Source organism: Lysinibacillus sp. Y5S-8 (assembly GCF_036894365.1).
Classification (GTDB): domain Bacteria; phylum Bacillota; class Bacilli; order Bacillales_A; family Planococcaceae; genus Lysinibacillus; species Lysinibacillus fusiformis_D.
This window is the reverse complement of record NZ_CP145889.1, coordinates 1,761,237-1,786,213: the sequence shown is the minus strand read 5'-3', so window position 1 is coordinate 1,786,213 and position 24,977 is coordinate 1,761,237. Positions and strand designations below refer to the sequence as shown.

The following is a 24,977-nucleotide window of genomic DNA, read 5'->3' as shown; positions in this document are numbered from 1 at the left end:
TATTTTATGAAGTACTTTCTTGAAATTCAATTTTTTCTACTTCCTGCGTTGTGGTTTTGTAGCTGATTCTGACATGAACACCAAATTCCTTGTCAGGCTGCTTCAGCCAAAGCTTAAATTTCTCAATGGTTGATGCTCCCTGCACTTCCTTACCCTCATGCAAATAATCCACAATTTTAGCCGTAGGATATTTCGCCTTTACCTCTTTGATGGCCAACTGTCCCCATTTTGCATAAGCTGGTGTTTCTTGTTGTGCATTGGCAACCACTGGTATTTGTATAAACATAGCTAGAGAAACAAAAAGAAGCCCAAGTAAATAAAATTTTCTCACTTGAATCACTCCCTTTTTGACTGTATAAAGCAGCACAAACAGTAAAAAATAAGAGCTCCAAAAGACTTTGGAGCAGCTGGTGTTTATTGCTTTGGCTGTTGGGGATTATTATGAATGACCTGATTAAATTCTGCTGAGTATTCCTCACGATCATTCTTTTTGTGTGTATCTTCCTTCTTTTTCTTTTTAAAGCTTGTCTTATTCTTTTTTGCCATGATTTGTACCTCCACTATTTTGTTTTATTCGACTGTTGGTTTTTATCATGATTCGTTTTATTGTTTTTATTTTTAGCCTTTGCATCAAATTCTGCCGCGAACTCTTCATTCAAGTTGTCATTTGGGTTGTTATTATTGCTATTACTTCGATCGAGGTCTTTGCTTTTGTAAGTGCCAAAAGGATTATGTGTTCTCATATTCATGGTTTTACTGTTGTTTCGATTATTACGCTTTCCCACGTAGCTTCACCTCCTACTACCTAATTTGTTCAGTTAGAGATGTTTTCATGTAGGTAAGTTTCTTCGCTATTTGTAAAAAAAATGAACATGACCAATTTGATGTTAAATATATACCCAATAATCGGAATATTATGTATAATATAAAAATATAACATAAAAACTTTATTCTCCCCTTCTTCTTCAGCTAACAGAGCTATTTGGTTGTAGAAAAAATTAGTAGCAGCACAACTATTGAACTTAAAGAAGTACTTGGAATAACAATTGAGGAATGGAAAACAAAAGGAGAAGTAAGGTTTAAAACTACAACAGGAATGAGTTATGAGCAATGGTATATAATACTGATTAATTCTTCGATACCAATTGATTATCTTAAAAGTCCCAATGGTGAGATTTCTCATGGTTATGTATTTACAAGCGTTGGGATTAAATGATGGTGTTATTAATGGATTATGTAAAAATCGTTAGTAGCATGGAAGCTGTTAATAGTAGCTTACGGAGGAGTTATCAATACTTTCTTAGCTCAATTTTTAAATGGTGGAATAGGTTCAGGTAAAACAAAATTTCATAGGATATATTTTTTAAATATCAAAAAGAAAACCATTTTTCACGTTTACGATGATAGAGGCTGTGATTTACTTGCTACCTCACCTGAATCTATACGAGACATTTATTATACATACAATGACTGGATATTAGATTATGATAAAGACAAAATAGATAAAGTGTTTAAATAACATCTTATTGTAGTTGAATAACAAAGGACATAACTAGTTGTCATACAATATGTTATGTCCTTAAATCGTTAGACAATTGTATATTCTGTAATATTAAGTAATGCTCCGACAGCACCAGAAAAGCCATGGTCATTAATAAAGACAGGTGTATGCTTTTTCGTGCGTGTATAATTTGCAATCACTCGGGTAAGATGATCATTATTGCTTAATGTGGAGCCAATATAAACGATATGCTGTGCATTTTTTTCCTCCGCATATTGAATGCTGAGTGTTGTAATGACTTCGCCTACTAGTCCTTGAACGGTCGCAATAATATCCTCAGCAGGATGCTTTATCGACTTTGTAATGCCTACTTTCCCAAAGTTACTAGCCGTTAAATGACCGTCAATCGGTGTATCCATGCCTTGATAAATATCCTTGACCAATAAATCGATTCCTTCACGATTGCCATTGGCAGCCATTTCACGGATTTCATTGTAATCTGTAATGCCCGTTGTAAGCGCTGACAAACCAATTAGTGTCCCACCACCAACGCCTGTCCCACCAACGCGAATATGTGTATTACCTTCCATATAATGAATGGACGTACCTGTCCCAATATTGGTAATCATACTGCGCTCAAAAAAGTAGCCTTCTTTATTAAGCAAAAATCGGACACCTTTTAATGTAGCTTCAAATTCCACTATATAATGAATCGATTTCATTGTTTTAATGACATCAAGTAATTGCTCTGTACGTCCCCCCGTAACACCAATATCCTCAATATCTGGATGATCAATAATCCATTTTGTCACAGATTGCAAATCATTCGACGGAAAGGTTGTTAACACAAGTTCATTGTCTTGATCTAAATAAGCAACCTTTGTCAATGTGCCGCCTGTATCAATACCTATAGCCTTTGGCATACAATTCTCCTTTGTTTTTATTACGTAATATGACGGTTTACGCTATGATTCAGGCAATTCATCAAATTCATGCCCTCTTTGGTATCCAGGATTTTGCAAGGAGTTATGTATGCCAAAATCCTGACCCCTGATTTTATTCGTACAAAAGCTAAACGCTCAGTACAGTCCCCCAAATCGTGTAATGACATTTTTGCCCTTTCTAAACTTTAACGCTGTTGAAATGATTGTGCAATAACTTCGTACACTTTCTTGAAAAAATCACGAAAAATATCAAAATTTATCTAATCAATAGCTGTTTTTTGACGAATTTCTAAAGCTTTATCCTCATTCTACTAAAAAAACAAAAAAAGTGAAAATGCACTGCTTGAACAGGCATTTCCACTTTCCAATTACTATATTTAACTAGCGTGCTGAATAGCCACCATCAATTACAAGCTCGGCACCCGTAATGTAAGAAGCCTCGTCTGATGCTAAAAATAAAATAGCATTTGCTACTTCCTCTGGTTGACCAAGACGCCCCATTGGTGTAGCTCTTACTAACATATCCATTGCCTCTTTTGCTTCTGATAATTTGGCTGTCATTGGTGTTTCGATAACACCAGGGAATACCGTGTTCACACGGACATTGAAAGCACCAAGCTCTGAAGCTGCTGCACGAGCAATCGCACGTAAAGAACCTTTAGAGGCTGTATAGGCATTAAAGCCTGCCCCAATAATCGCTGTGTAAGACGATGTATTAACAATGGAGCCTTTGCCTGCTTCTTTCATATAGTGCGCAGCATGTTTAATGCCAAGAAATGGTCCAAATGCATTGATATTATGCATAATTGACCAGTCTGCCTGTGTAATTTGATCGGGTCCTTTTTCTGATGAAATACCCGCATTATTAATTAAAATATCAATGCGACCATATTTTTCAACAATTGCTTTTGTTACATCTGCCCAGTTGTCGTCAGAGGAAACATCTAATTTCATTCCCTCTACATTTTCTAGCTCAGAAATTTTTGCTAAGTTTTCTTCATTAATATCAGCTGCAATTACTGTAGCACCTTCTTGTGCAAACAGTTTAGCCATCGCTGCACCCATACCAGAAGCGCCGCCTGTAATCATAGCAATTTTATTATTTAAACGTCCCATTTCATTAAACTTCCTCTCATTTGAAATTGATGTAGCTATACTAGTATAAATCCACTCTTATTGACCATCATAAAAGTATAGATTTAAATAGTTTACTATTAAACTATATCATTTGTAGTAATCGTTTTCAAAGAATATCTCTCTAAATATGAACAATCTGTTTTATCTTTCCCTTTTTTTACGATACGATATACTATAGATATGGAACCATTTGAACGGAGGAATACAAGTGAACGAACAAAAAAGACTTTACAAAGAAGCGATGCAGGTTTTAAAAGATACAAGCCGCACGTTTTATATACCTATTACTTTTTTAAAAAATGATTTAAAGATATCGGTGGCTGCTGCCTATTTAGCCATGCGTGCCATTGATGAAATGGAAGATCATGAACAGCTTTCGAATGATGTGAAATTTGATTTATTGTCCGCAACAAGTGAATTATTAAAGGACACATTTAATAAAGAAGCTTATCAAGCATTATTAGCACCTTATGCCGATCAACTGCCAGAAGTATCCCTTCGATTAGCAGATTGGCTAACATTTTGCCCTGAGGAATCGCGAAAAATTGTTCAGGCTTCCACAAGCGAAATGGCTTTTGGTATGGCCAAATGGGCAAAGGCCAATTGGCAGGTGCATACACGCGAGGATTTAGATGATTATACATACTACGTGGCAGGGCTTGTAGGGACGATGCTGTCTGAGCTTTGGGCGTGGGGTGCCAACGTTCAAACTGATCGTGAGCTAGCAATAGGCTATGGTCGTGGACTCCAGGCTGTCAACATCTTACGTAATCAGCATGAGGATTTAGATGAACGTGGTGTCAGCTTCGTGCCTGATGGCTGGACACGCGAAGATTTGTTTGTCTATGCTGAAGAAAATTTAGCCAAAGCAGACCTCTATATGAAAGATATTAATAAACGTACCATTCTGCTGTTTTGCCGCCTACCACTTGCCTTAGCCCACAAAACGTTGAAGGCGATGCAAGAAGGTCGAGAAAAAATGACGCGCGCCGAAGTAGAGCAAACTGTGGAAGAGGTACAAGCTGACTAACATCAAAAGCCCCAGTAAACCAATACTGGGGCTCTTCTTAATTTATATCGAATCTATAAATTTGACAATCAATTCATAGCTCAAATAGATGGACAGCATCGAAAGCAACATAAGTACGATCCCTTCCACCTTGCTACCCGTTTTCGTTGTAAGTGGAAAACGAATGGATACAGTCGCTGGGAAAAATAGTTTAACGCCCTTTTTTGTACACATATCAAGTAGGATATGACTAGCCATCCCTATAATAATCCCAATGGATATTGCTTTGTAAGGAATCAAAGTATGTAACGCCACCATAACGAACAATAGGAAAAGCAAACTATGTGTAAAGGAACGATGCCCAAACACCGTATTAACCAGCTTCGCTAGGATGGGAAATGTTCGACCGATTTTACTACCTCTATGACATATATCTGGAAGTAATGCACCGATAACACCTGCCCCTACTAAGACAAGTGGGTTATCATTTGAAAACTGTGCAAAGGCGAGACTTGCTGTGATGCCCCCAACAATATGGGTATTCCCTTGCATAAATTACTTCCACTCCTTCTCTCTCTATTTTTTCCTTCTTACTGTACCATAATTCCGCCCGAAAGGGAACGTACATTCCGAACATACGCTCGAAAATATTTTTCAACTCATTATTTGTATAGCGATATAGAATATGGATAAAAATAGGGATGGAGGTTATATATGAGAGCTTATAAAGGACTACTTTTTATCTTTTGCATAATGGGCACTAGTGCTTTACTTTGGTATGTCGCTACACCTATGGAGCCCATCCATCCATTGGACATACTAAGCCATCTCATTGGAGGCTTAGCCATGACTAGTTTATTTCTTGTGTTCTTATTGGCTACCAGAATGAAACTGTTAGAGCGTTGGTTTTCTAGTCTTGAGCATGTTTATTTTTATCATAAATTACTCGCAATCCTTTCACTTGGATTCATCCTCTTGCATGGCCAGTTGCAAAAAATGATTCCTGATGAGGCAGACATACAAGAAACCTCACTAAAAGACTTCGCTAAAGACCTTGGTGAGCTTGCCCAATATGGCTTTATTGCCCTAATTGTCCTAGCGTTCATTGCAAAATTTTTAAAGTATGAGCATTGGCGCTGGCTACATCGTTTACTACTTGTACCCTATACTTTCGGTATTTATCATGCTTATTTTTCTAGCCAATATGATTTATTACAACCTTCTCCTTTAGGCATTTTCACAGCACTAACAACAACGATTGGTTTTATGTCTGCTCTGTATATGTTGACAATGTATCAAGATATGTTCTTTCCATATACAGGTCATGTTTCAGCCATTCAAAGGCTGAACGCCCATGTGATTGAAGTTGAGCTGACACTCACAAAAAAACTCGACTATCGACCAGGACAATTTCTCTTTTTAAAAATTTTTCAAGAGGGTATCGAAAAAGCGCCACACCCCTTCTCTATTACTGGTGGTAATGGCGAACAAATCACGGTAATAATCAAAGCCGTTGGAGATTATACGAAACAGCTCTACAACGATCTTCAATTCAATACACCAGTTGCCATAGCTGGGCCATATGGTCATTTTGACTTTGATCGAGTGGCCAATCAGCAAATTTGGATTGCTGGTGGCATGGGCATTACACCTTTTCTTGCCTATTTACAAACAAAGCCTGATAAGAAAATTGACTTGTATTATTCCTTTCATGGTCAAGACAATGCCATCTACAAAGATTTTCTACAGAGCTATGCTCGAATGAACGATCATTTCACTGTCACCTTTATTAATACAGCTCACGAAGAAAAGCTATCCTTCCATCAGCTGTCACTATCTGCTGAAACAACTGTTTTTATTTGTGGACCCCCCAAAATGATTAAACAATTCAAATCGGCTCTGCCTACAAAAAGCGTGGAGTGGGAAGCTTTTTCATTTAGATCCTAAAAAGGCGTACATCTTCCTATCGATGTACGCCCTACTATTAGACAGTAAATTCAGCTGTTTCTTCCTGCAAATTTTGAGCAAGCTGTGCTAACTGCTCAGAGGCTACAGCCATTTCATTCATGGTGGAGGCTTGTTCCTCAGTGATGGCGGAAACATTTAATGTATGATCATTTGTTGCCATCGCCTGTTGGTTAATCATCTGCACTTGTGCTGTCACTTCCTGCAAGTTTTTAAAAGCATCTGCTGTTGTATTACTCGTTTTTCGTATCGTCATTTGGAGCCCTTCAATGGCACTAGCAATCGTATCAAAGGTAGTACCTGCTTGCTGGACAGAACCAATACCTTGGCGAGCAATTTTTCGACTTTGCTCCATCATGTCCACCGCCTCATTCATTTGGTCCTGAATCGTCAGCACGACCTTCGCAATGTCTAAAGAGGCTCTGCTTGTCTGTTCAGCAAGTGCTTTAACCTCACCAGCTACAACGGCAAAACCTTTTCCTGCCTCGCCTGCTCGTGCCGCCTCAATAGCGGCATTGAGAGATAATAAATTGGTTTGGTCAGTAATAGCAGAAATAAGTTGACTCATTTGCTCAATTTGAGCGGATTGCACCTTCAGGCTACTCACCAGATTAGCACTGCTGTCTACCTGTGCATGAAGCTGGACAATGTCATCCACAAAAGCCCGTATTTTTTGCGAGCCCCCTGTAGCTAAATGAGAGGTTGTTACCGACTGTTGCACTGCCTCTTGTAAATCGTCCATGGCAGTCTTCATGTCATCCCCTAATTGTGTTGTGACACCTGCTAATTGACCACTCACCTGCTGCTGTGAACTCGTATTTTCAGCCACATTTTGCATAGAAACAGCTACTTCCGTGACGGTTTTATTAACCTCTTGTACACTGGCTGTTAATTCTTCGGCAGTGGAGGCAACTGTCTCCGTTTCAGCAACAATGCGCTGTATCATAGACCCTAACCCTTCCACAGACTCATTATAGTACTGTGCCATTTCACCAAATTCATCCTTTGTATGAATGGCCATTTGTTTCGTTAAATCACCCGTAGCAAGGTAGCCTAAATATGTATTCATCGTTTTCACTTCCGTACGTATATAGCGAGCAAGGAAATAAATAATGATGGTGATCAGGGCAATAAGCACCACACTAATCACGATTTGCTGCTGAAGCATCGCCTGTACCTCACTGTAAAGCTCATCTGTAGGAACAAGTAAAACCAATTTCCACGGCATGTTCTGAATTTGCTGATATTGTAGCGTAAAGTCATTCCCATCAATCGTTGTCTGTATTAGCTTTTTCTGCTCAGCTAGCTGCTCAACAGGAATATTTAAAAATTGCTGAATCGTCTCTTTATTTACTTTATCTACATCAGGATGCGTTAAAAAATTCCCACTATCATCTATTAAAAAGGCATAGCCACTCTGTCGAATTTGCACATCAGAGACAATGGATTGGATAGAATCTAACACATAATCCCCTGTAATAACCCCCAGTGGCTTAGAATCTTTCACAATTTGTGTGCCAAATGAAATAAACATTTCTCCTAAGGCCTCATCAAAATAAGGTGTTGTATGGACAATGCTATTCGAGTGGATGCTGTTGCGATACCATTCCTGCTCATGAAAATGATAGGCTGGATCTTCATACGTATCCGTAGAGACAATTTTTTCTCCTTCTTTATAGGCGTACGGGCCAAAAATTTCACCCTTTGCCACATCCTCCTCTAGCCATAACCCCATACCGTAAGTTTCCTTATTGTATGGCAATAGCTGCTGTACATAGCGAATAAATTGCTCTCTCGTCATCATACTGTCAGCTGATTCTATCGTTGTCTTTGCACTATAAATCAACTGAATATGCGCATGTAATTTGCTCTCAACAGAGCCTGTTACATCATCTGCCAGTATAGACATTTCATTTTCAATAGAGCTTTCAAGTTCATGTGATGCACTCAAATAATTAAGGAAGGACATACCACCTAGAAAAACAATAATAATAGGAATAAGTATCCCTATTTTTTCCATAAGATTTAAATTTCCTAATAGTTTTTTCATCTGTCTGTCACTCCATGCCTGTTATTTTTGCTCTATTTATCTTCTAGTATAAATGGATTACCTCTATAAAAATATATTTTTTTTGTAACTTTTTAAATGATAGGCAGATAATAAATCCTGTTTTCAAGACTCTTCAATTCGAGCAATTTACTTGGAAAATGGATGCGTTTATCGTATAGTAAAAAACGCATCATATAATGAAGGAGACAAAAAATTATGACAGTGACAAAAAGTTCTTTAAATAAAATTATGCATGAACGTAAATCTGTTCGTAAATACGACGAAAACTATAAAATCCCACAAGATCAATTAGAACAATTACTTGTAGAAGCGACTTCTGCTCCATCATCTAGCAACCTACAACCTTGGCGCTTTTTAGTAATTCAAGACGAGGCAATCAAAAAAGAATTACGTGCCATCGCAAACAATCAAGAACAAATCGAAACATCCTCAGCGATTATTGCCGTGTTAGGCGATACAAAAATGTACGAAAATGCCGAGGCTGTTTATACGAAAAACTTTGATCTTGGTTATATTAATGAAGCAACCAAAGATTTAATGATCAATAACTCGATAAACTTATATTCTCAGCTTCCACAAGAAGTGTTAAAGAATATCGTTACATTTGATGCTGGTCTAATTTCTATGCAAATTATGCTTTTAGCAAAAGACATGGGCTATGATACAGTCCCAATGGGCGGATTTAATAAAGAAGCCTTCGCTCAACATTTTGCATTAGAAGATAATATCGTACCCGTCATTTTAATTGCGATTGGTAAAGCAGCAGCTCCTGCATATAATTCTTCTCGTATTGAGCTAGAGCATATCGCTAAATTCATTTAATCCAAGCATAAGTGCCACCCTATATTTTAGTAGGATGGCTTTTTTTAGAATTCGATGGCATGTTCTGACCTTCTATCATCATAGGATAGTAATGTTTTGTATAAAGCAAATGAAAAACACTAAAAATGATTCTCCAAAACTAGCACAATAATTTTCACAAGGATATTTTTTGTTTTTTTTGTATTTATTACTCAAAAAATCATCATCAAAGACTTAAAAATAAATTATATTCTAGTACATTCGTGCGATTTCTACTAAATATTACATTAAATTCGTTGTAGCTTAAACAGGCTAGGCTTGTTATGATTAGTTGGTATTTTCAAATGAAGGGAGGTTTCACTGATGTATAATTACGATAGTTCTTATTACTCTAATGATTGGGATGCAGCTATGGGTGGTCTGTTTATAATACTTATTTTAGCAGCTCTTGTTATTGGTTTAATCGCCTACATTATTAGTGCACTCATTTATTTTATGACGTCTAAAACAAATGGTTTTGGAGATGTAGCCTATATCGCTTGGATTCCTATTATTAATGTATACAGTCTTTTCCTACTGACTGCTGGTGGGGATGATCGGGAAACGGTACGTGCCACAGCGTTAAAAAATACGCTTATTTATGCGGGCATGTTCATCGTTTCGTTTATTCCATTTCTCGGCATACTCGCTTCTCTAGGTATGGTAGGCTTTTCAATTTATTTCATGTATCGTCTATTCTATCGCTGGTGTGGCGAAACAGGTAAGGCTGTACTATACACAATTTTAACGGTTATTACGGGCGGATTATTCTTTGCCATTTATGGTTTAATGCGTATGAACAAACCATTCGTTGCCGCTTAATACAACTCGTTAAACCTCTTTATGCCTTAGGCTAAAGAGGTTTTTTGACGTAATCTCACCTGATAATGTCGCATGGATTTAGGAATCCCCTTTAATTCAAACTCCCCACTATAGACTAAAGTTCGAACTCTATACTCTAAAAAGAAGATATTTGGTGGTTCTTCCATTCTTACAAGTAGCTCTGAAAGGAATACGCCAGTTTGTATAAAATCGATACTTCCTTGTTCATGATGAAGTTGTCCTAGTATCGAGATAATGACGGAATCATAGTGATTCTCTGACACTCCTTGTATTCGCTGATGCCGCCATAAACGGCATACATCCTTTGTTTGGGCCAAATCTTGCCATTGCTGTTGAAACATCAGGTGTTCTTTAGTAGTCAATGGCTTTTTGTCATATAGCGCTATGTCCCATTGACGATTAATCGCATTCTGTTCACCCGTGTTAATGAGTATGATGTCATTGCTTTTATCGCGCAATAAACAAAGGAAAAAACGAAGGCCACATTGTTCTTCTGCATTATGTCCATACCAAATATAGATGGGTAAATGACTTGGAATATCCTGTATTTCTCTTATCGTATTCTTAAGATGATTGTCATTGACAAAATCGTCCAACCCATCATTTATATTTTCCCTTAACCATTCATGACGAAATACCTGTCCTCTTTCTTCATCGAGTTTCCAGAGAGGGCCGATCGACAAATCCTCTGGAAAACCGATAACATATTTCGGTGGAGCAAGGGCCCCTCGTAAAGAGCCAGCTACAGCTTCAGAGCAAACAATATGTACCGCTTGTGCAGTAGTTGTGATCATGACCTGCTGAATATAGTCATTAATCATTTCTACCAAAAGATAAAGCTGTTCCTGCTCCATCCAAAAGGTCCAACCCTCCTGCGGCTGATGTTGTTCATGGTGAAAAGCTGTAAATGATTCAGATGGCTGTAGTGCATAGCTCGACCATTCACCCTTTTCCATCACATCTGCAAGCGAGATATATTCAAATGTTTGAATTTTATATACCAATACCTGATTTGGTTTGTACAAAAAATAAATATATGGATAATGTGTGATTGTTTCCATCTGTACAGTCCCCTTTTTATTGTATCTTAATATTAATATCTTCCAATATTTTTCAAAATAGCAGCTAGCTATCATCCTAAATATGATATTATTATAGTTAGAAAATTTAGAATTCATAACGAAAGGGATTGATGAATGTGTATGAAAATATTTTAAGACATCCAGGGCCAACGCCGATACCAAAAAAGGTTCAGTTGGCGATGAATCGGGATATTTTTAGTCATCGGAGTCAAGAATTTGTAACGTTATACCGAGAAACAATCGAATTAGTAAAACCTGTTTTTGGTACGACACAGGACATTTTACTTTTGCCATCAGGTGGAACAGCTGCCTTGGAGGCTGCGGCAGTCAATACCGTCACTGCGGGTGATGAAGTTGTGGTCATTACCGTTGGAGCATTTGGTGACTATTTCGTGTCCATTTGTGAGCAATATGGTTTCCATGTACATAAGCTTGAAAAAGAATGGGGACAAGCTTGCACAGCCGAGGAACTACGAGCATTTTTACAGCCATTGCACAACATTAAAGCCGTTTTTGTTACGTACAATGAAACATCTACAGGCATTATAAACCCCGTTGCTGACTTAGCGCAGGTAATCCGCGACGAAACAGATGCCCTCGTTATTGTAGATGGCGTAAGCTGTATTGGTGGTGCCCCTGCTGAAATGGATGCTTGGGGCATCGACATTTTGGTGACAGGCTCTCAAAAAGCTATGATGCTACCTCCTGGACTTTCCCTTATCAGCGTCAGCGAAAGAGCTTGGAAAGTCATCGAGGACAATCAAACACCCGCATATTATTTAAACTTATTAAGCTATCGAAGCTGGGCCGAAAAGGGCATGACACCAAATACCCCAGCCATCACACTGATCTATGGATTACACGAGGTATGTCAACTGATTGAGCAGGAAGGCGGCTTTGCGCAAACTGTAGCTCGTCATGAACTTATGAAAAATATGGTACGTAGCGCTATGAAAGCCTTACACATTGAGCTATTAACAGAGGATCAATACGCATCACCAACCATTACAGCAATCAAGGCCCCTCAAGGAATCGATCTTGGCGAATTTTTAGCCCATCTGAAAAAGCACTATCATCTAGATTTTGCTGGCGGGCTTGGTCATCTACAAGGGAAAATTTTCAGATTCGGTCATATGGGCTACTGCTTCCCAAGTGACATTTTACAAGCCGTTTCCCTAATGGAAGCTGCCCTCCAAGACTTCTCCTACAATTTTGAGCCAGGGGCAGGCGTCCTTGCTGCACACGAAGTATTTCTAGCAGCACAACGCAAAGCATTGCAACGTTAAAACAACCAACAGGTGGAGAAAAATTTCTCCACCTGTTTTTTGGTTAGGTTCAACATTACTTTGAAATTGTAGTTACCGCTTTTCTTTCTTTGAGTGGGGTAACATCTTGGTGAGCATTTTGACCTTCTTTTTGTGCGGTTCAGTATACTTCTTGAGCACTCTCCCCTCCTCTTGAGCGGGTCAAGTACATTTTACAGGCATTCCCACTTCCTCCATCAAAATGGAGTGAATCTAATACCATCATGCCCCCAATCCAAACAAAGCACTGCCTTTAATCCAACTCCCTGCTCTTCGCCAAATAAGCGGCACGCATTGTGGCAGGGACCATGCTGCCACCTGTTGCCCACACAAGATGTGTGGCTTGCGATAGGTGGCTAACGAGGTTGTGCTTTTCGAAATAGGACGAACCGTTTTGGAGTAAGCGGATAGCGCCAAACATTCCGGCATTTGCCGATGGTTCTAAAAACAATGCTTCGCTGTCCATAGCTAACCGTAATGATGTAAATAACTCTTGATCCGACACTGTATAGCAGCCACTTATATAGGTTTCCATCACTTTGCCTACAAACTTAGATGCACGACCAACAGCTAGACCATCTGCTTCTGTTTTATTGTCAAGGCCAATATCCTCCACACTAATGGCATCATGTAAACCAGTCATTAGACCAATCGTCATACAAGGAGAGGCGACTGGCTCAGCAAAGAAAATATGCACATGCTCGCCGAATATTTCTCGTAATCCATAGGCCACCCCCCCTGGTCCTCCACCGACACCACATGGTAAATAGACGAACAATGGATGCTCTTCATTGACTGTAATATTCGTCTTTTCTAACTGGTCTTTTAATCGTTTTGCGGCTACTGCATAGCCTGCAAATAAATCCTTTGAGTTTTCATCATCAATAAAATGACACATCGGATCTTGCTCAGCTTCTTGTCGACCCTGTTCTACGGCTACACTGTAATCAGCCTCATATTCAATTACAGTAGCTCCCTTCTCTCGGAGCAAGGTCTTTTTCCATTCCTTGGCATCACTCGACATATGTACAACGACATTAAAGCCGAGCTTCTTGCCCATAATGCCGATACTTAAACCTAAATTACCTGTGGAGCCTACTGCAATCGTGTATTGCTGGAAAAACGACTGGAATGCCTCTGTTGCTAAAAGTGCATAATCATCCTCTACTTTGAGCCTTCCACATGCCACCGCTAGCCTTTCTGCATGTTTTAATACTTCATAAATCCCACCTCGTGCTTTAATTGAGCCTGAGATGGGTAGCGCATGATCACATTTTAATAGCAGATGACCTGGTATAGACACACCGTATTTTTGTTCAAGTGCCTTTTTCATTGCTGGAATCTCCTGAATCGTGGATTCAATTAGGCCATCACTTTCTACGAGCTCAGGAAATGCCACTTTTAAATAAGAAGAAAATCGTTGCAATGTGTTTTCTGCATCCTCGACTTCGGCCATAGTAAACAGTCTTGTTCCTGGTTTTTCCATCCGATTTGTATTTTCCCACAATACAGTGCCCTTATTTGCTATTTCCTTTAGCTGTGGATATTGCTGAAATAGTTCGCGTTTACGTTCATTTTTCACCTGTAGATTCCTCCATTTTATGAGCTAAAATTGCTCGTTCACAAATTTGTCGAAATTTCATTTCAAACGAATTATTGTTTTCTTGCGTCCTTTTTTTAGGTCCCTTTGTTCTTCCTCCTGCCCGTCTAATTTTTTGACCAACATGACGCATATCGAGCAAACGTTCGATATTTTCATCAGACATTTCTCGTCCATTTTGATCAATTGGATAGCCTCCTCTTGCTAAAACCATTGCAGCTAATCCGTAATCCTGTGTTATAACAATATCGTGTTTTGAAAGCGCGTTCACTAGCGTAAAATCAACTGAATCTGGACCTTTGGGTACAATAATTGTTATTACATTATCACGTTCCACCCGATGGGATGTATCGCAAAACAAGATAGTTTCAATCTCAAATTCAGATGATATAGATAGCGCCAAATCCACGACTGGACAAGCATCTGCGTCAATTAGAACCTTCACAATAAAGCATCATTCCTTTCTCATAATTAGATAAATCGCTTTAAATAAAATTATTTTAATATAATATTTTCACAACCTCTCTTGCTCAATTTTTCACAAACTTAAAAAGTATTTTATTGAATAGTTTGAAAAATAGATATACGATACACCTATCAACTAAATGGGGGTTTTAACTATGACAATGACAACTGTTAGCAACGAGCAATTAGCAAAAGAATACGTAGATGGCGTATTTGAGCAACTTAAACAACAGAACAGTCATCAAGCGGAATTTTTACAAGCAGCTGAAGAAATTTTCATCTCATTAGTACCTGTATTCACACAGCATCCTGAATATATCAAGGCCAATATTCTATCTCGTATCGTGGAGCCAGATCGCATTATTTCTTTCCGTGTAGCATGGCAAGATGATCACAACCAAGTACAGGTAAATCGTGGTTATCGCGTTCAATACAGCAATGTAATGGGACCATACAAAGGCGGTCTTCGTTTCCACCCTTCCGTGAATGAATCCATCATTAAGTTCCTAGGCTTTGAGCAAATCTTTAAAAATGCTTTAACAGGGCAACCAATCGGTGGTGGTAAAGGCGGTTCAAACTTCGATCCGAAAGGCAAATCAGACTCAGAAATTATGCGTTTCTGCCAAGCATTCATGACTGAATTATACCGTCATATTGGTCCAGATGTCGATGTTCCTGCTGGTGATATTGGCGTTGGTGCTCGTGAAGTAGGTTATTTATGGGGCCAATATAAACGTTTAACAAAAGCAAATGAATCTGGTGTATTAACGGGTAAAACGCCTGGCTATGGTGGCTCTTTAGCACGTAAAGAAGCAACAGGTTATGGCACGGTTTATTTTGTTAATGAAATGCTAAAAGATGCGAACGATTCATTCCAAGGAAAAACAGTAGTTGTTTCTGGTTCTGGTAACGTTTCTACTTATGCAATTGAAAAAGCACAACAATATGGTGCAAAAGTAGTTGCTTGTTCGGATTCTTCAGGCTATATCTTTGACCCAGAGGGCTTAGATCTAGAAGCTATTAAAGAAATCAAAGAAGTTAAAGGTGACCGTATTTCAACTTACGTTAATTACCGACCAAATGCTACTTTTACAGAAGGTTGTACAGGTATTTGGACAATTCCTTGTGACATTGCCCTACCATGTGCTACGCAAAACGAAATTAACGGAGAGTCAGCTCGTACATTAATTTCAAATGGTGTTAAAGCAATCGGTGAAGGTGCAAATATGCCATCAGACCTTGAAGCCATCAATGAATTCCTAAATGCAGGGGTTTTATTTGGTCCTGCAAAAGCGGCAAATGCTGGTGGAGTTGCTGTATCTGCTCTTGAAATGGCACAAGATTCAAGTCGCGTATTTTGGTCATTTGAAGAAGTAGATGCGAAACTTCACCAAATTATGAAAAATATTTATACAGACAGTAAAGCAGCAGCTGAAAAATATGGCTTCCCAGAGAACTTAGTAGTTGGTGCAAACATCGCTGGCTTTATCAAAGTAGCTGATGGCATGCTTACTGAAGGTGTCTATTAATAACATTCTTTTTTAACAGTTTCCTAACATTTGAATTGGGAATATTCTTAATTTCACACAAGATGGTAACGAACATTCGTTATCATCTTATTTTTTATTAGAAATTTCGTTATAAAACATGTAAATAAACGTTTTAAACGAACATTTTCATTATTAAACATTTGAAATATTCGTGTTATAATTTTGGAGTACTATGAAATATTGGAGGTTTTTTTGTGGAATTATTGTATACAGGTAAAACAAAAAATGTGTTCAAATTAGAAGACGGCCATTATTTATTAAAATTTAAAGATGATGTTACAGGAGAAAATGGTGTGTTTGACCCAGGTGCTAATACTGTTGGTTTAACGATGGACGGTGCGGGCTTAGCTGGTTTGCGCTTAACTTCTTATTTTTATTCGAAATTAAATCAACAAGGTGTACCTACGCACTATGTTGACGCAAACTTTGAGGATGCCACTATGACCGTGAAACCAGCAACTGTTTTTGGGAAAGGTTTAGAGGTCATTTGCCGCTTCAAGGCAGTCGGTTCATTCCTACGCCGTTATGGTGCTTATGTAAAGGAAGGACAAGAGCTGGACTCTTTTGTGGAAGTAACGATTAAAGATGATGATCGTTTAGACCCCCCTATTTCTGAAGATGCTTTAGCGATGTTAAACCTGTTAACTCACGAAGAATACGCCATTTTAAAACAACGTACAATTGAAATTTCAAAATTTGTGGCGGCAGAGCTTGCTAAAAAAGGCTTAACACTGTATGACATTAAATTAGAATTCGGTCGTGATGCTAAAACAAATGATATTTTATTAATTGATGAAATTTCTGGCGGTAACATGCGTGCTTACAAAGGCGAAGAATATATTGAACCGTTAGAGCTTGAAAAAATGATGTTAGCTGAATAATAGAAGCGATTATGAAAAAGAGTCGGCTGCGGCTCTTTTTTTATTTTTGACGAAACTTTTCCTCCCACCACTCGTATATTAACTATTGTAATAAGCAATTATTCTATAATTTTGGAGGTAGTTTAATGGAAAACTATACGGAGACACCGAAAGAAGAGAGGCCTAAACTAAATCCGTTTTTAGCAGTTTGGATGCATCCAAAACAAGCAGCTCGTTATATGATTAATGAAAAATCGATCGGCTTTGCCATTTTGGTTTTGTCTATTGGTTATATCGGCTCTCTTATGTCAGGGCTGATTGATTCGGAATTATTCCCTAATCTCTCACCATGGATTTTAGCCTTATTATGTGTTATTTTTGCGCCAATCGCTGGGATTATTGGTACGGCTTTTTCTGCCCTCATTTCATGGCTATTTGGTAAATTATTTAAAGGTACTGGTACTTATTCGGACTTATTTAAAGGATTGAGCCTTACAGCCATTCCATTTATTGTACTAATCCCACTTTATTTAATTTGGTTAATAACTTCCCCAGATTCTTTATTAGACCCAAACTTTATCGGTTCATTGCCGTGGATTTTTTGGCCAACTATTTTAGTAACCATCGTTGTTAGTATCTGGTCTTTTGTTATTTCAGTAGGTGTTGTTGCCGAAGCACATCAAATCTCTAACTGGATGGCCTTCTTCACTATTTTTATTCCAGGAATTATTCTTTTCGTTGTATTGTTTGTTCTTTTCTTTATCATTCTCATTGGCATTATCGGTGTTGGTATGATTTAAAAAAATCTCCCCTCTCTGAAGAGAGCGGGAGATTTTTGGCTATAGTTTGAACTGGGCAATCAACGCTTTCAATTGTAAGGCTAACTCTGATAATTGGGCAGATTTTCCTGCCATATCATCCATAGAGCTACTTGTCTCTTCCGTTGTAGCCGTTGTCTGCTCAACACCTGCAGCAGATTCCTCTGCTACCGCAGCAATTTCCTGAATCGAGTTGTTCATTTTACGGCCATCTTCTGTAACCTTCGATAAATTCGTTGAAATTAGTTTAACACTTTCTACTACATCATTGATGGAATAACTAATTGTATTAAACGTTTCGCTAGTAGCTTTTATTTGATTCGTTCCTTCTTTAACCTCTTGATAACCATCCTCTAAAGAGGTTGTGACAACATCAAAATCCTGCTGAATGTTCGTGACAATTGATGTAATGTCGTTAACTGAAAACGCTACTTGTTCTGCCAGCTTGCGTACTTCATCTGCCACCACTGCAAATCCTTTGCCCTGCTCACCAGCTCTAGCCGCTTCAATGGCAGCATTCAAAGCCAGCAGGTTCGTTTGATCTGCTATATCTTTAATAACAACGACCAGCTTTGAAATTTCCTGAGCTTGGGCATCTAAATTTTTCACTTTCTCTACCGCATTTTGCACAATGCTATCAATCTTCACCATTTGAGAATTGGAGGATGTCATTAGCTGACTTCCTTCATTTGTTAATGCTAATACTTCCACAGAGGATTGATGAATATGAGCACCATGCTGATTCGTTTCCTGTAAATCCGCCGTGAAGCGTTCCATCAAGGATGTTAATTCATTCGAATGATGAGCTTGTCCTTCTGCACCTGATGCTAATTCATGCATCGTAATCGCCACTTGCTCCGCTCCCATATTCACTTCATTTGCTGATTGTGTCAGTTCTTTACTAGAAGTATTAATCAAATCAGAAGCTTGCGCGATATTATGAATCATATCCTTCAATTTTTGTTGCATTTGATTCATTGCATTTGCCAGCTTGCCTATTTCATCCTTTGATCGAATAGATATGCTGTCTTGAGATAAATCACCCTGCGCAAACTGTTCCATAGCTTGAGCCACTCGGTTAATCGGTTTTGCCATACTACTTGCATATTGCCAAATCACAAATATCCCCACAATAACTGCAATAGCAATCACAATGATTGTTAATTTTAAAATACTTTCTGCTGGTTTATTGAAATCCATTAAATAAGTACTCGCACCAATAACCCATCCCCAATAAGGGTCTGTTTCTGTATAAACACCCTTTTCTTCCAATCGATCTGTATTTGGTAATGCCCATTCATAGCTTACAAAGCCACCACCATCATTCCCAACGGCAATGATTTCTTGCATATATTTAAAGCCACTATCATCCTGCTCATCCCAGACATTGGAGCCCTCTATGTTAGGGTGTGCGATGGAGTTCCCTTTTTGGTCTACGACGAATATATAGCCGTTATCGCCTAGCTTAATCTCTTTATTAATCGGTCGTTTTCCTTCGCTATCCTTCTCACCTAAAATCGCAATCTTTACTTTTTCTTGCGCTTCCTCTAAGGATAGATTGCCTGCCTCTACCTGTTGATTGAATTGCTCAATCATGGCAATGGTCATTTCTACACTGTTTCGTAAATTCTCTTTTCCTACTGTCTCTAAATTTGCTTTACTTTGTTGATAGCTTGAAAAGCCAAGAATAATAAGGGGAATCAATAAAAGCAGCAAAGAGAAAGCAATCAGCTTCGCCTTAATGGATCGAAATTGAAATAATGACTTCATATGGCCAACACCTCTTTCATTTTATATGTACTTTAGACCTAATTTTCACAATAAAATTGAAAAATTAAGCAGTTATTCCTCTAAAACAGAAAATGTAAATTATTACATTATTCATATTCATTTTATTACATAAAAAATCAAACAACAACATTTTTCGAGCATATTCGCCATTAAATCACAAAAAAAACAGCTAAAGAAAAGTTTATCACTTTTCTTTAGCTGTTTAGAAAGGGGTTATTCACTAGATTGATAGAGCTGTAGTTTGTTGGAATAGTTCCGATACGCCCGATTCAACAGCAGCGCCACTTACAGCTCGTGAAACGATTGCCACAACACGCTCATCTAAAGATTTCGGTACAATATATTCCTCTGTTAATTCGGCGTCACTTACAAGAGAAGCAATGGCTTCGACTGCCGCTAATTTCATCGTCTCATTAATATCCGTTGCTCGCACATCTAAGGCCCCACGGAAAATACCAGGGAATGCTAGAACATTATTAATTTGATTTGGATAATCCGAACGACCCGTGCCCATAATACGCACACCCCAAGCTTTAGCATTTTCATAGGTAATTTCAGGGTTTGGATTGGCTAGGGCAAAGACGACTGGATTTTCATTCATGGATGCAATGTGTGCCTCTGTTAATAGATTTGCGACAGAAACCCCAATAAAGACATCCGCACCTGTTAGCGCATCTTCGAGTGTGCCATGCAGTTTTTCTGGATTAGTTAAATGAGCTACAGCTTCTTTAATCGGATTCATACCTTCTGTACGTCCCTCATAAATAATGCCTTTTGTATCGCACATATAAATATTTTTGTAGCCCATTTGTACAAGAATTCGTAAAATCGCAATCCCCGCAGCACCAGCACCATTTATCACAACCTTCATCGTTGCAACATCTTTCTTCACAATACGGTTGGCATTAATCATCGCTGCTCCTACAACAATCGCTGTTCCATGCTGATCGTCATGAAATACTGGAATATCACATTCCTGACGTAGGCGATCTTCAATTTCGAAGCATCTAGGCGCTGAAATATCCTCTAAGTTCACAGCACCAAATGTCGGGGCAAGCGCCTTCACAATACTGACGATTTCATCCGTATTTTTCGTATCTAAACAGATTGGAAAAGCATCAACATTGGCAAAACGCTTTAGTAAAATCGCCTTCCCTTCCATTACTGGTAATGCCGCTTTAGGTCCAATATCCCCTAAACCTAAAACTGCCGTGCCATCCGAAACAACAGCTACCATATTGCCTTTCATCGTATAGTCATAGACAAGTGATGGGTTTTTCTCAATCTCCACACATGGAGCTGCTACTCCAGGTGAATAAGCCAAACTAAGATCATAAGAATCCTGTACTGGCACCTTCGAAATAACCTCTAGTTTTCCGCTATAGTGTGCATGCATTTCTAATGCTTTTTTCATTACGTCCATTCCATCCCATCCTTTTCCCTTTGTTTTTCATTATATTTCAGAATCATAATACTTTGTGAAAACATAGTCAATAAATTTTCTGTCAATTTATTTTATCCTTCAAAAATACAGTATTTAATGACTTTAAATATATTTTTCTGTCAAATTAAACATTTCACAATCAATTATTTTGAGATAATTAATGTTCTATATTACGTCGCATAAAATGTACAACTGTAGCCTTTTCACCTGTTCATCTTTTCACATAGTATTTTTCTTATGTAAATGAGAATTTTTTCACAAACTTATGTAAGCGCATCCATTGTCTTAATTGAATTTGTCACAATTTATTCACATTTTTTCACAAAGTTTTTTATTATGTATCTCAAAGTATTTATGTAAGTCACAGCTAACCAACAAAAAAAGAGCCCTTATGTTAAGGACTCCTGCGTAAAGTGATGGATAAAAGCCGTGATAATATGCTTGGAAGACCATTGTTCCCCAGATACTTTCGTAATCGGATAATCACGAGGAAAAATTGTTTTGGTCATTTCTTCAATCGTATAACCTTGCATAAACAATTGCTTTACTTTTCCCTCCATGTCTTCTAAATAAGCAATTTTTTCCTGTATTTTTGTTCGCCCATCCGCTATAAAGCCCGCATGACAGCAATAGACGACATCGAAATCGTAGTTGACTATTTTCCTCAAAGACGCCAAGGTATGTACGATGTTTTCTTCATCAAGCACAACCTTCGTCTTTGGCTGGATAAACAAATCTCCTGTAAACATAGCACCTGTTTCCCGATTGTAAAACGACAAATGATCTGTTGTATGCCCAGGTGTTTCAATGACATCCCATGTAGCTGATTTCGTTTGAATAGTATCGCCAATTGCTTGGGCAACAAACGCCGGTCGTTCCCCCCACAGTGCTTGACGATAAAGCGGATAATCTCCATCCACTGCACAAATGCTGACTGAATCTCGGTGTATATAGATAGGTACATTTTTATGATGGTGTTGAATCCATGCAGCATTGCCTGCATGATCCTCATGAGAATGCGTTAAGGCCAATTGCTCTATTGGTATTTCATTAAAAAAGGATTGGAATTCCTGCGACAGCGAATAGGAGCCTGTATCAATCAGTAACCCATCCACAAAAAAACTGTACACACTCATGCCAATCCCCTGAACTGCTACTTTACCATGTGCACATCGTACATCACGATGCTGTTCAATCTCTATACTTTTCTCACGTGTAAACATCCTCTTCCCCCTTTGCCCCTTGTACAAAAAAGTGTAGCATATAATGAATGGCGAGTCATTTTTGCGAATAGGTAACAACAACGGAATTTTTCTTTACATGTTTTCCGAAATGCTAATACATAAAGAAATAAACATATATTGATAGTCAGCAAAAGCAATGTATGACTACCTGCCAGTCATTTGTAAAAATTTCTAACTAACAATGATGAAAAGTTTTAACACTCTTACAGCTGCGTGTTTACTGGATTGGCTTACCTCCCTGTTAACACAAAAAATCCATTTATCTTAAAAAATACAATTTTATTACACTGAGTATCACGTAATTTGATTGTCAATATCTGATGTTTTTTATAGAATCTTATTTATATAAAGTGTAAAGGAGCAATACTTATGGAGACAAAAGAGGTTCAGCATGTATCCAAGCGACAACAGAAGAAAACGATCAATAGAGAAAATATTATTAATGCCGCTATCGAATTATTTAGTTCAAAGTCATTTGCCGAGGTGAGCATGCGGGCTATCGCTAAACATGCAAACGTTTCTCCAGGTCTAATCTATCAATATTTTGATGATCAACAACATTTATTTATGACGGCATTTAAAATTGAAAGCTCCAGCCTTTTAAACGTATTGCACCAAACCGTCGAGGGACAAGATCATCAACTCGAATTACTGGCAACAAAATATATAGAATACATGTATATGCACGATAATTTATATCATATGATGACCTATTTCATGCTAGAAAACGAACAACATGGCAATGTCTCACAAGAGCTACATGACATAATCGATGAGTTATTTTCACTTTTCAGAGAAGCTTTAAGACAACATCTCCCTGATGACCATCTTAAACATACTGTTCAACTTTTTTTCGCATCGTTAAATGGCCTATTAATTACCTATAAAAATTTACCTGGTCGTTCATCAGACTCCAATTTGCAACATATTAAGCAACTAACAAATCTTTTGGTCCATACAATAAAAAGGCAGGAAAAATAATACCTGCCTTTTATTTTTTTATGGTTGTTTGACTACCTGCTTTAACTGATGCTTGAGTAATTTTCCAACAGCATTGCGAGGAAGCTGTTCAACAAACTCTACTTCTTTCACTGCTTTATAAGAAGCTAAATTTTCTTTACAAAACGCCATTATCTCCGCTTCTGTTATCGATATGTTTGGTTTTACTACTATATAAGCTTTTGGAATCTCGCCCCACTTTTCATCTGGCATGCCAATCACCGCTACATCAGCAACAGCTGGATGGTTGGCAAGAGTTAATTCTAATTCTGCGGAATAAATATTTTCTCCGCCACTAATAATCATATCTTTTATTCGATCAACAACATATAAGTAGCCATCACGATCTATATAACCAACATCCCCAGTATGGTACCAACCATTCTTTAATACTTGCTTTGTCGCTTCCCTATTTTCGAAATAGCCAACAAACACTTGTGGGCCACGTAAGCGGATTTCTCCTACCTCACCTGCAGGTAACACTTCGCCTGATTTCACATCAACTACGGCTATTTCACCATGCATCATCGATTTGCCCATAGAATCATACTTATCTTTATTCATCTGCTCCTTCCACATTGTCACTGCCCCTGTGTATTCCGTAATACCATATACCTGCTGAATCGGAATGCCTAGTTGACGAAATCCTAAAATAAGTGGCACAGGCACAGATGAAGCACCACAGGTAATGTTACGAATAGAAGATGAGTCAGCGTTAGCAGCCTCATACGTTTTTAATAAGTATGCTAACATTGTCGGTACTGTCATCATGGTCGTAATCTTTTCTTGTTCGACAATTTTCCAAGCCGCCATAGGCTCAAACACTTCCATGAGTACCATTGTACAACCACACAGAATATTCGTGATGAGCGGAGCGATGCCACCTATGTGAAAAAATGGTGCAACCATTAAAAAACGATCATCCTCCCACCAATCGATGGTTTGCGATAACCCCATCCCAGCAGCCAATAAATTATTATGGGAAATCATCGCTCCCTTTGGCTTACCCGTTGTACCCGATGTATACATAATAAGCGCTACGTCATCATTACTTGCATCATAAACAGGTTCTTGACTGTTCTCTTCAAAAATAGCTTGCAAGGAAGGGACAGTTGCATGTGATAGAATGTCAGTATTGACACCTTGTACTTGTAATGCTTGCATCATTGACGCAAAATCAACATCATAAACAATGAGTTTTACTTTACTATTCTCCACAATATATTGAAGCTCCGGCACTTGTAGACGCCAATTTAAAACAACGGTGATGACACCAATTTTCGCTGCCCCCATTAACACTGCAATGAAATCCTCATTGTTTTTGGATAAAATCGCTAGACGATCCCCTTTAGCAAAACCTTGCTTCTTTAAAAAATGAGCAAAGCCATTGGCCCTCACATTCATTTGTTGAAAGGTCCACCGCTTGTCTTTGTGAATAAAAGCCTCCTTCTCCCCCATTAAAACTGCACGATCCTGTAATAACTTACCAATATTAATGTTCATAATTGTC

24 protein-coding genes and 1 pseudogene are annotated in these 24,977 nt (G+C 38.3%); 11 read left to right on the top strand and 14 right to left on the bottom strand.

All coding sequences use genetic code 11. The annotated features are described in order from the left end of the window. Positions 1 to 4: 4 nt before the first annotated feature. From V6670_RS08395 to V6670_RS08385, 3 genes are all read right to left on the bottom strand, one after another. Positions 5 to 331, bottom strand: a complete 327-nt coding sequence (locus tag V6670_RS08395) for a DUF3889 domain-containing protein (RefSeq protein WP_141902998.1) — start codon at positions 329 to 331, stop codon at positions 5 to 7. Positions 332 to 414: 83 nt separating this feature from the next. After that, positions 415 to 546, bottom strand: a complete 132-nt coding sequence (locus tag V6670_RS08390; protein ID WP_255358822.1) for a hypothetical protein — start codon at positions 544 to 546, stop codon at positions 415 to 417. 14 nt (positions 547 to 560) lie between these two features. Beyond that, a complete protein-coding gene (locus V6670_RS08385; protein WP_004269369.1) occupies positions 561 to 785 on the bottom strand; it encodes a hypothetical protein in 225 nt (74 codons plus the stop codon). 197 nt (positions 786 to 982) lie between these two features. Here V6670_RS08385 and V6670_RS08380 point away from each other — a divergent pair, with 197 nt between their 5' ends. Both V6670_RS08380 and V6670_RS08375 read left to right on the top strand, forming a co-directional pair. Then, on the top strand, positions 983 to 1,216 hold the full coding sequence (locus tag V6670_RS08380; RefSeq protein ID WP_338653574.1) for a hypothetical protein: 234 nt from the start codon (positions 983 to 985) through the stop codon (positions 1,214 to 1,216). A gap of 129 nt (positions 1,217 to 1,345) precedes the next feature. Beyond that, a pseudogene (locus V6670_RS08375) lies at positions 1,346 to 1,519 on the top strand (DUF3885 domain-containing protein); the annotation flags it as partial. 68 nt (positions 1,520 to 1,587) lie between these two features. On the opposite strand, the gene coaW reads toward V6670_RS08375, so the two are convergent. Together coaW and V6670_RS08365 are read right to left on the bottom strand one after the other, a co-directional pair. Further along, positions 1,588 to 2,424: a type II pantothenate kinase gene (gene coaW / locus V6670_RS08370; RefSeq protein WP_058844672.1), complete on the bottom strand. Its 837-nt coding sequence runs from the start codon at positions 2,422 to 2,424 to the stop codon at positions 1,588 to 1,590. A gap of 402 nt (positions 2,425 to 2,826) precedes the next feature. Continuing rightward, positions 2,827 to 3,561, bottom strand: a complete 735-nt coding sequence (locus V6670_RS08365) for an SDR family oxidoreductase (protein ID WP_058844671.1) — start codon at positions 3,559 to 3,561, stop codon at positions 2,827 to 2,829. A 229-nt stretch (positions 3,562 to 3,790) separates the two neighbouring features. On the opposite strand from V6670_RS08365, the gene V6670_RS08360 reads away from it, so the two are divergent. Continuing rightward, complete coding sequence (locus tag V6670_RS08360) at positions 3,791 to 4,612, top strand: squalene/phytoene synthase family protein (RefSeq protein WP_082673757.1); 822 nt, start codon at positions 3,791 to 3,793, stop codon at positions 4,610 to 4,612. Between the two features lie 42 nt (positions 4,613 to 4,654). On the opposite strand, the gene V6670_RS08355 is transcribed toward V6670_RS08360, so the two are convergent. Next, positions 4,655 to 5,143 carry a metal-dependent hydrolase gene (locus V6670_RS08355; protein ID WP_141902993.1) on the bottom strand — a complete coding sequence of 163 codons (489 nt, stop codon included), beginning with the start codon at positions 5,141 to 5,143 and terminating at the stop codon, positions 4,655 to 4,657. A 294-nt stretch (positions 5,144 to 5,437) separates the two neighbouring features. Here V6670_RS08355 and V6670_RS08350 point away from each other — a divergent pair, with 294 nt between their 5' ends. Then, positions 5,438 to 6,538, top strand: a complete 1,101-nt coding sequence (locus V6670_RS08350; RefSeq protein WP_338653571.1) for a ferric reductase-like transmembrane domain-containing protein — start codon at positions 5,438 to 5,440, stop codon at positions 6,536 to 6,538. Between the two features lie 37 nt (positions 6,539 to 6,575). On the opposite strand, the gene V6670_RS08345 is transcribed toward V6670_RS08350, so the two are convergent. Then, on the bottom strand, positions 6,576 to 8,606 hold the full coding sequence (locus V6670_RS08345) for a methyl-accepting chemotaxis protein (protein WP_338653569.1): 2,031 nt from the start codon (positions 8,604 to 8,606) through the stop codon (positions 6,576 to 6,578). 216 nt (positions 8,607 to 8,822) lie between these two features. Here V6670_RS08345 and V6670_RS08340 point away from each other — a divergent pair, with 216 nt between their 5' ends. Then, the gene (locus tag V6670_RS08340) at positions 8,823 to 9,449 is read left to right on the top strand and encodes a nitroreductase family protein (RefSeq protein ID WP_338653567.1); all 627 of its coding nucleotides are present in this window, start codon (positions 8,823 to 8,825) and stop codon (positions 9,447 to 9,449) included. A gap of 342 nt (positions 9,450 to 9,791) precedes the next feature. Next, on the top strand, positions 9,792 to 10,289 hold the full coding sequence (locus tag V6670_RS08335; RefSeq protein ID WP_231745083.1) for a hypothetical protein: 498 nt from the start codon (positions 9,792 to 9,794) through the stop codon (positions 10,287 to 10,289). Between the two features lie 26 nt (positions 10,290 to 10,315). On the opposite strand, the gene V6670_RS08330 is transcribed toward V6670_RS08335, so the two are convergent. Continuing rightward, positions 10,316 to 11,371 (bottom strand): DUF1835 domain-containing protein, encoded by a 1,056-nt coding sequence (locus V6670_RS08330; protein ID WP_058844665.1) that lies wholly within the window; start codon positions 11,369 to 11,371, stop codon positions 10,316 to 10,318. A gap of 137 nt (positions 11,372 to 11,508) precedes the next feature. Here V6670_RS08330 and V6670_RS08325 point away from each other — a divergent pair, with 137 nt between their 5' ends. Then, complete coding sequence (locus V6670_RS08325; protein WP_082673758.1) at positions 11,509 to 12,678, top strand: alanine--glyoxylate aminotransferase family protein; 1,170 nt, start codon at positions 11,509 to 11,511, stop codon at positions 12,676 to 12,678. A 271-nt stretch (positions 12,679 to 12,949) separates the two neighbouring features. Here the strand turns inward: V6670_RS08325 and V6670_RS08320 are convergent, their stop codons facing one another. Together V6670_RS08320 and V6670_RS08315 are read right to left on the bottom strand one after the other, a co-directional pair. After that, a complete protein-coding gene (locus tag V6670_RS08320) occupies positions 12,950 to 14,278 on the bottom strand; it encodes a D-serine ammonia-lyase (protein ID WP_338653564.1) in 1,329 nt (442 codons plus the stop codon). Beyond that, positions 14,268 to 14,741 carry a YaiI/YqxD family protein gene (locus tag V6670_RS08315; RefSeq protein WP_036118254.1) on the bottom strand — a complete coding sequence of 158 codons (474 nt, stop codon included), beginning with the start codon at positions 14,739 to 14,741 and terminating at the stop codon, positions 14,268 to 14,270. Before V6670_RS08315 ends, V6670_RS08320 begins: the two co-directional genes overlap by 11 nt. A gap of 175 nt (positions 14,742 to 14,916) precedes the next feature. On the opposite strand from V6670_RS08315, the gene gdhA reads away from it, so the two are divergent. From gdhA to V6670_RS08300, 3 genes are all read left to right on the top strand, one after another. Beyond that, positions 14,917 to 16,290, top strand: a complete 1,374-nt coding sequence (gene gdhA / locus V6670_RS08310) for an NADP-specific glutamate dehydrogenase (protein ID WP_338653563.1) — start codon at positions 14,917 to 14,919, stop codon at positions 16,288 to 16,290. A 215-nt stretch (positions 16,291 to 16,505) separates the two neighbouring features. Then, a complete protein-coding gene (locus V6670_RS08305) occupies positions 16,506 to 17,192 on the top strand; it encodes a phosphoribosylaminoimidazolesuccinocarboxamide synthase (protein WP_338653562.1) in 687 nt (228 codons plus the stop codon). 125 nt (positions 17,193 to 17,317) lie between these two features. Continuing rightward, on the top strand, positions 17,318 to 17,971 hold the full coding sequence (locus V6670_RS08300; protein ID WP_036118261.1) for a Yip1 family protein: 654 nt from the start codon (positions 17,318 to 17,320) through the stop codon (positions 17,969 to 17,971). 39 nt (positions 17,972 to 18,010) lie between these two features. Here the strand turns inward: V6670_RS08300 and V6670_RS08295 are convergent, their stop codons facing one another. From V6670_RS08295 to V6670_RS08285, 3 genes are all read right to left on the bottom strand, one after another. Continuing rightward, positions 18,011 to 19,759 (bottom strand): methyl-accepting chemotaxis protein, encoded by a 1,749-nt coding sequence (locus tag V6670_RS08295; RefSeq protein WP_338653560.1) that lies wholly within the window; start codon positions 19,757 to 19,759, stop codon positions 18,011 to 18,013. Between the two features lie 241 nt (positions 19,760 to 20,000). Beyond that, entirely contained in the window at positions 20,001 to 21,203 is a 1,203-nt protein-coding gene (locus V6670_RS08290) for a malic enzyme-like NAD(P)-binding protein (protein ID WP_141902987.1), read from the bottom strand. Between the two features lie 410 nt (positions 21,204 to 21,613). Beyond that, on the bottom strand, positions 21,614 to 22,447 hold the full coding sequence (locus V6670_RS08285) for an MBL fold metallo-hydrolase (protein WP_141902986.1): 834 nt from the start codon (positions 22,445 to 22,447) through the stop codon (positions 21,614 to 21,616). 390 nt (positions 22,448 to 22,837) lie between these two features. Between V6670_RS08285 and V6670_RS08280 the strand changes: the two genes are divergently transcribed. Then, entirely contained in the window at positions 22,838 to 23,449 is a 612-nt protein-coding gene (locus tag V6670_RS08280; RefSeq protein WP_058844658.1) for a TetR/AcrR family transcriptional regulator, read from the top strand. Positions 23,450 to 23,467: 18 nt separating this feature from the next. Here the strand turns inward: V6670_RS08280 and menE are convergent, their stop codons facing one another. Continuing rightward, complete coding sequence (menE, locus tag V6670_RS08275) at positions 23,468 to 24,970, bottom strand: o-succinylbenzoate--CoA ligase (RefSeq protein WP_141902985.1); 1,503 nt, start codon at positions 24,968 to 24,970, stop codon at positions 23,468 to 23,470. Between the last annotated feature and the right edge of the window lie 7 nt (positions 24,971 to 24,977).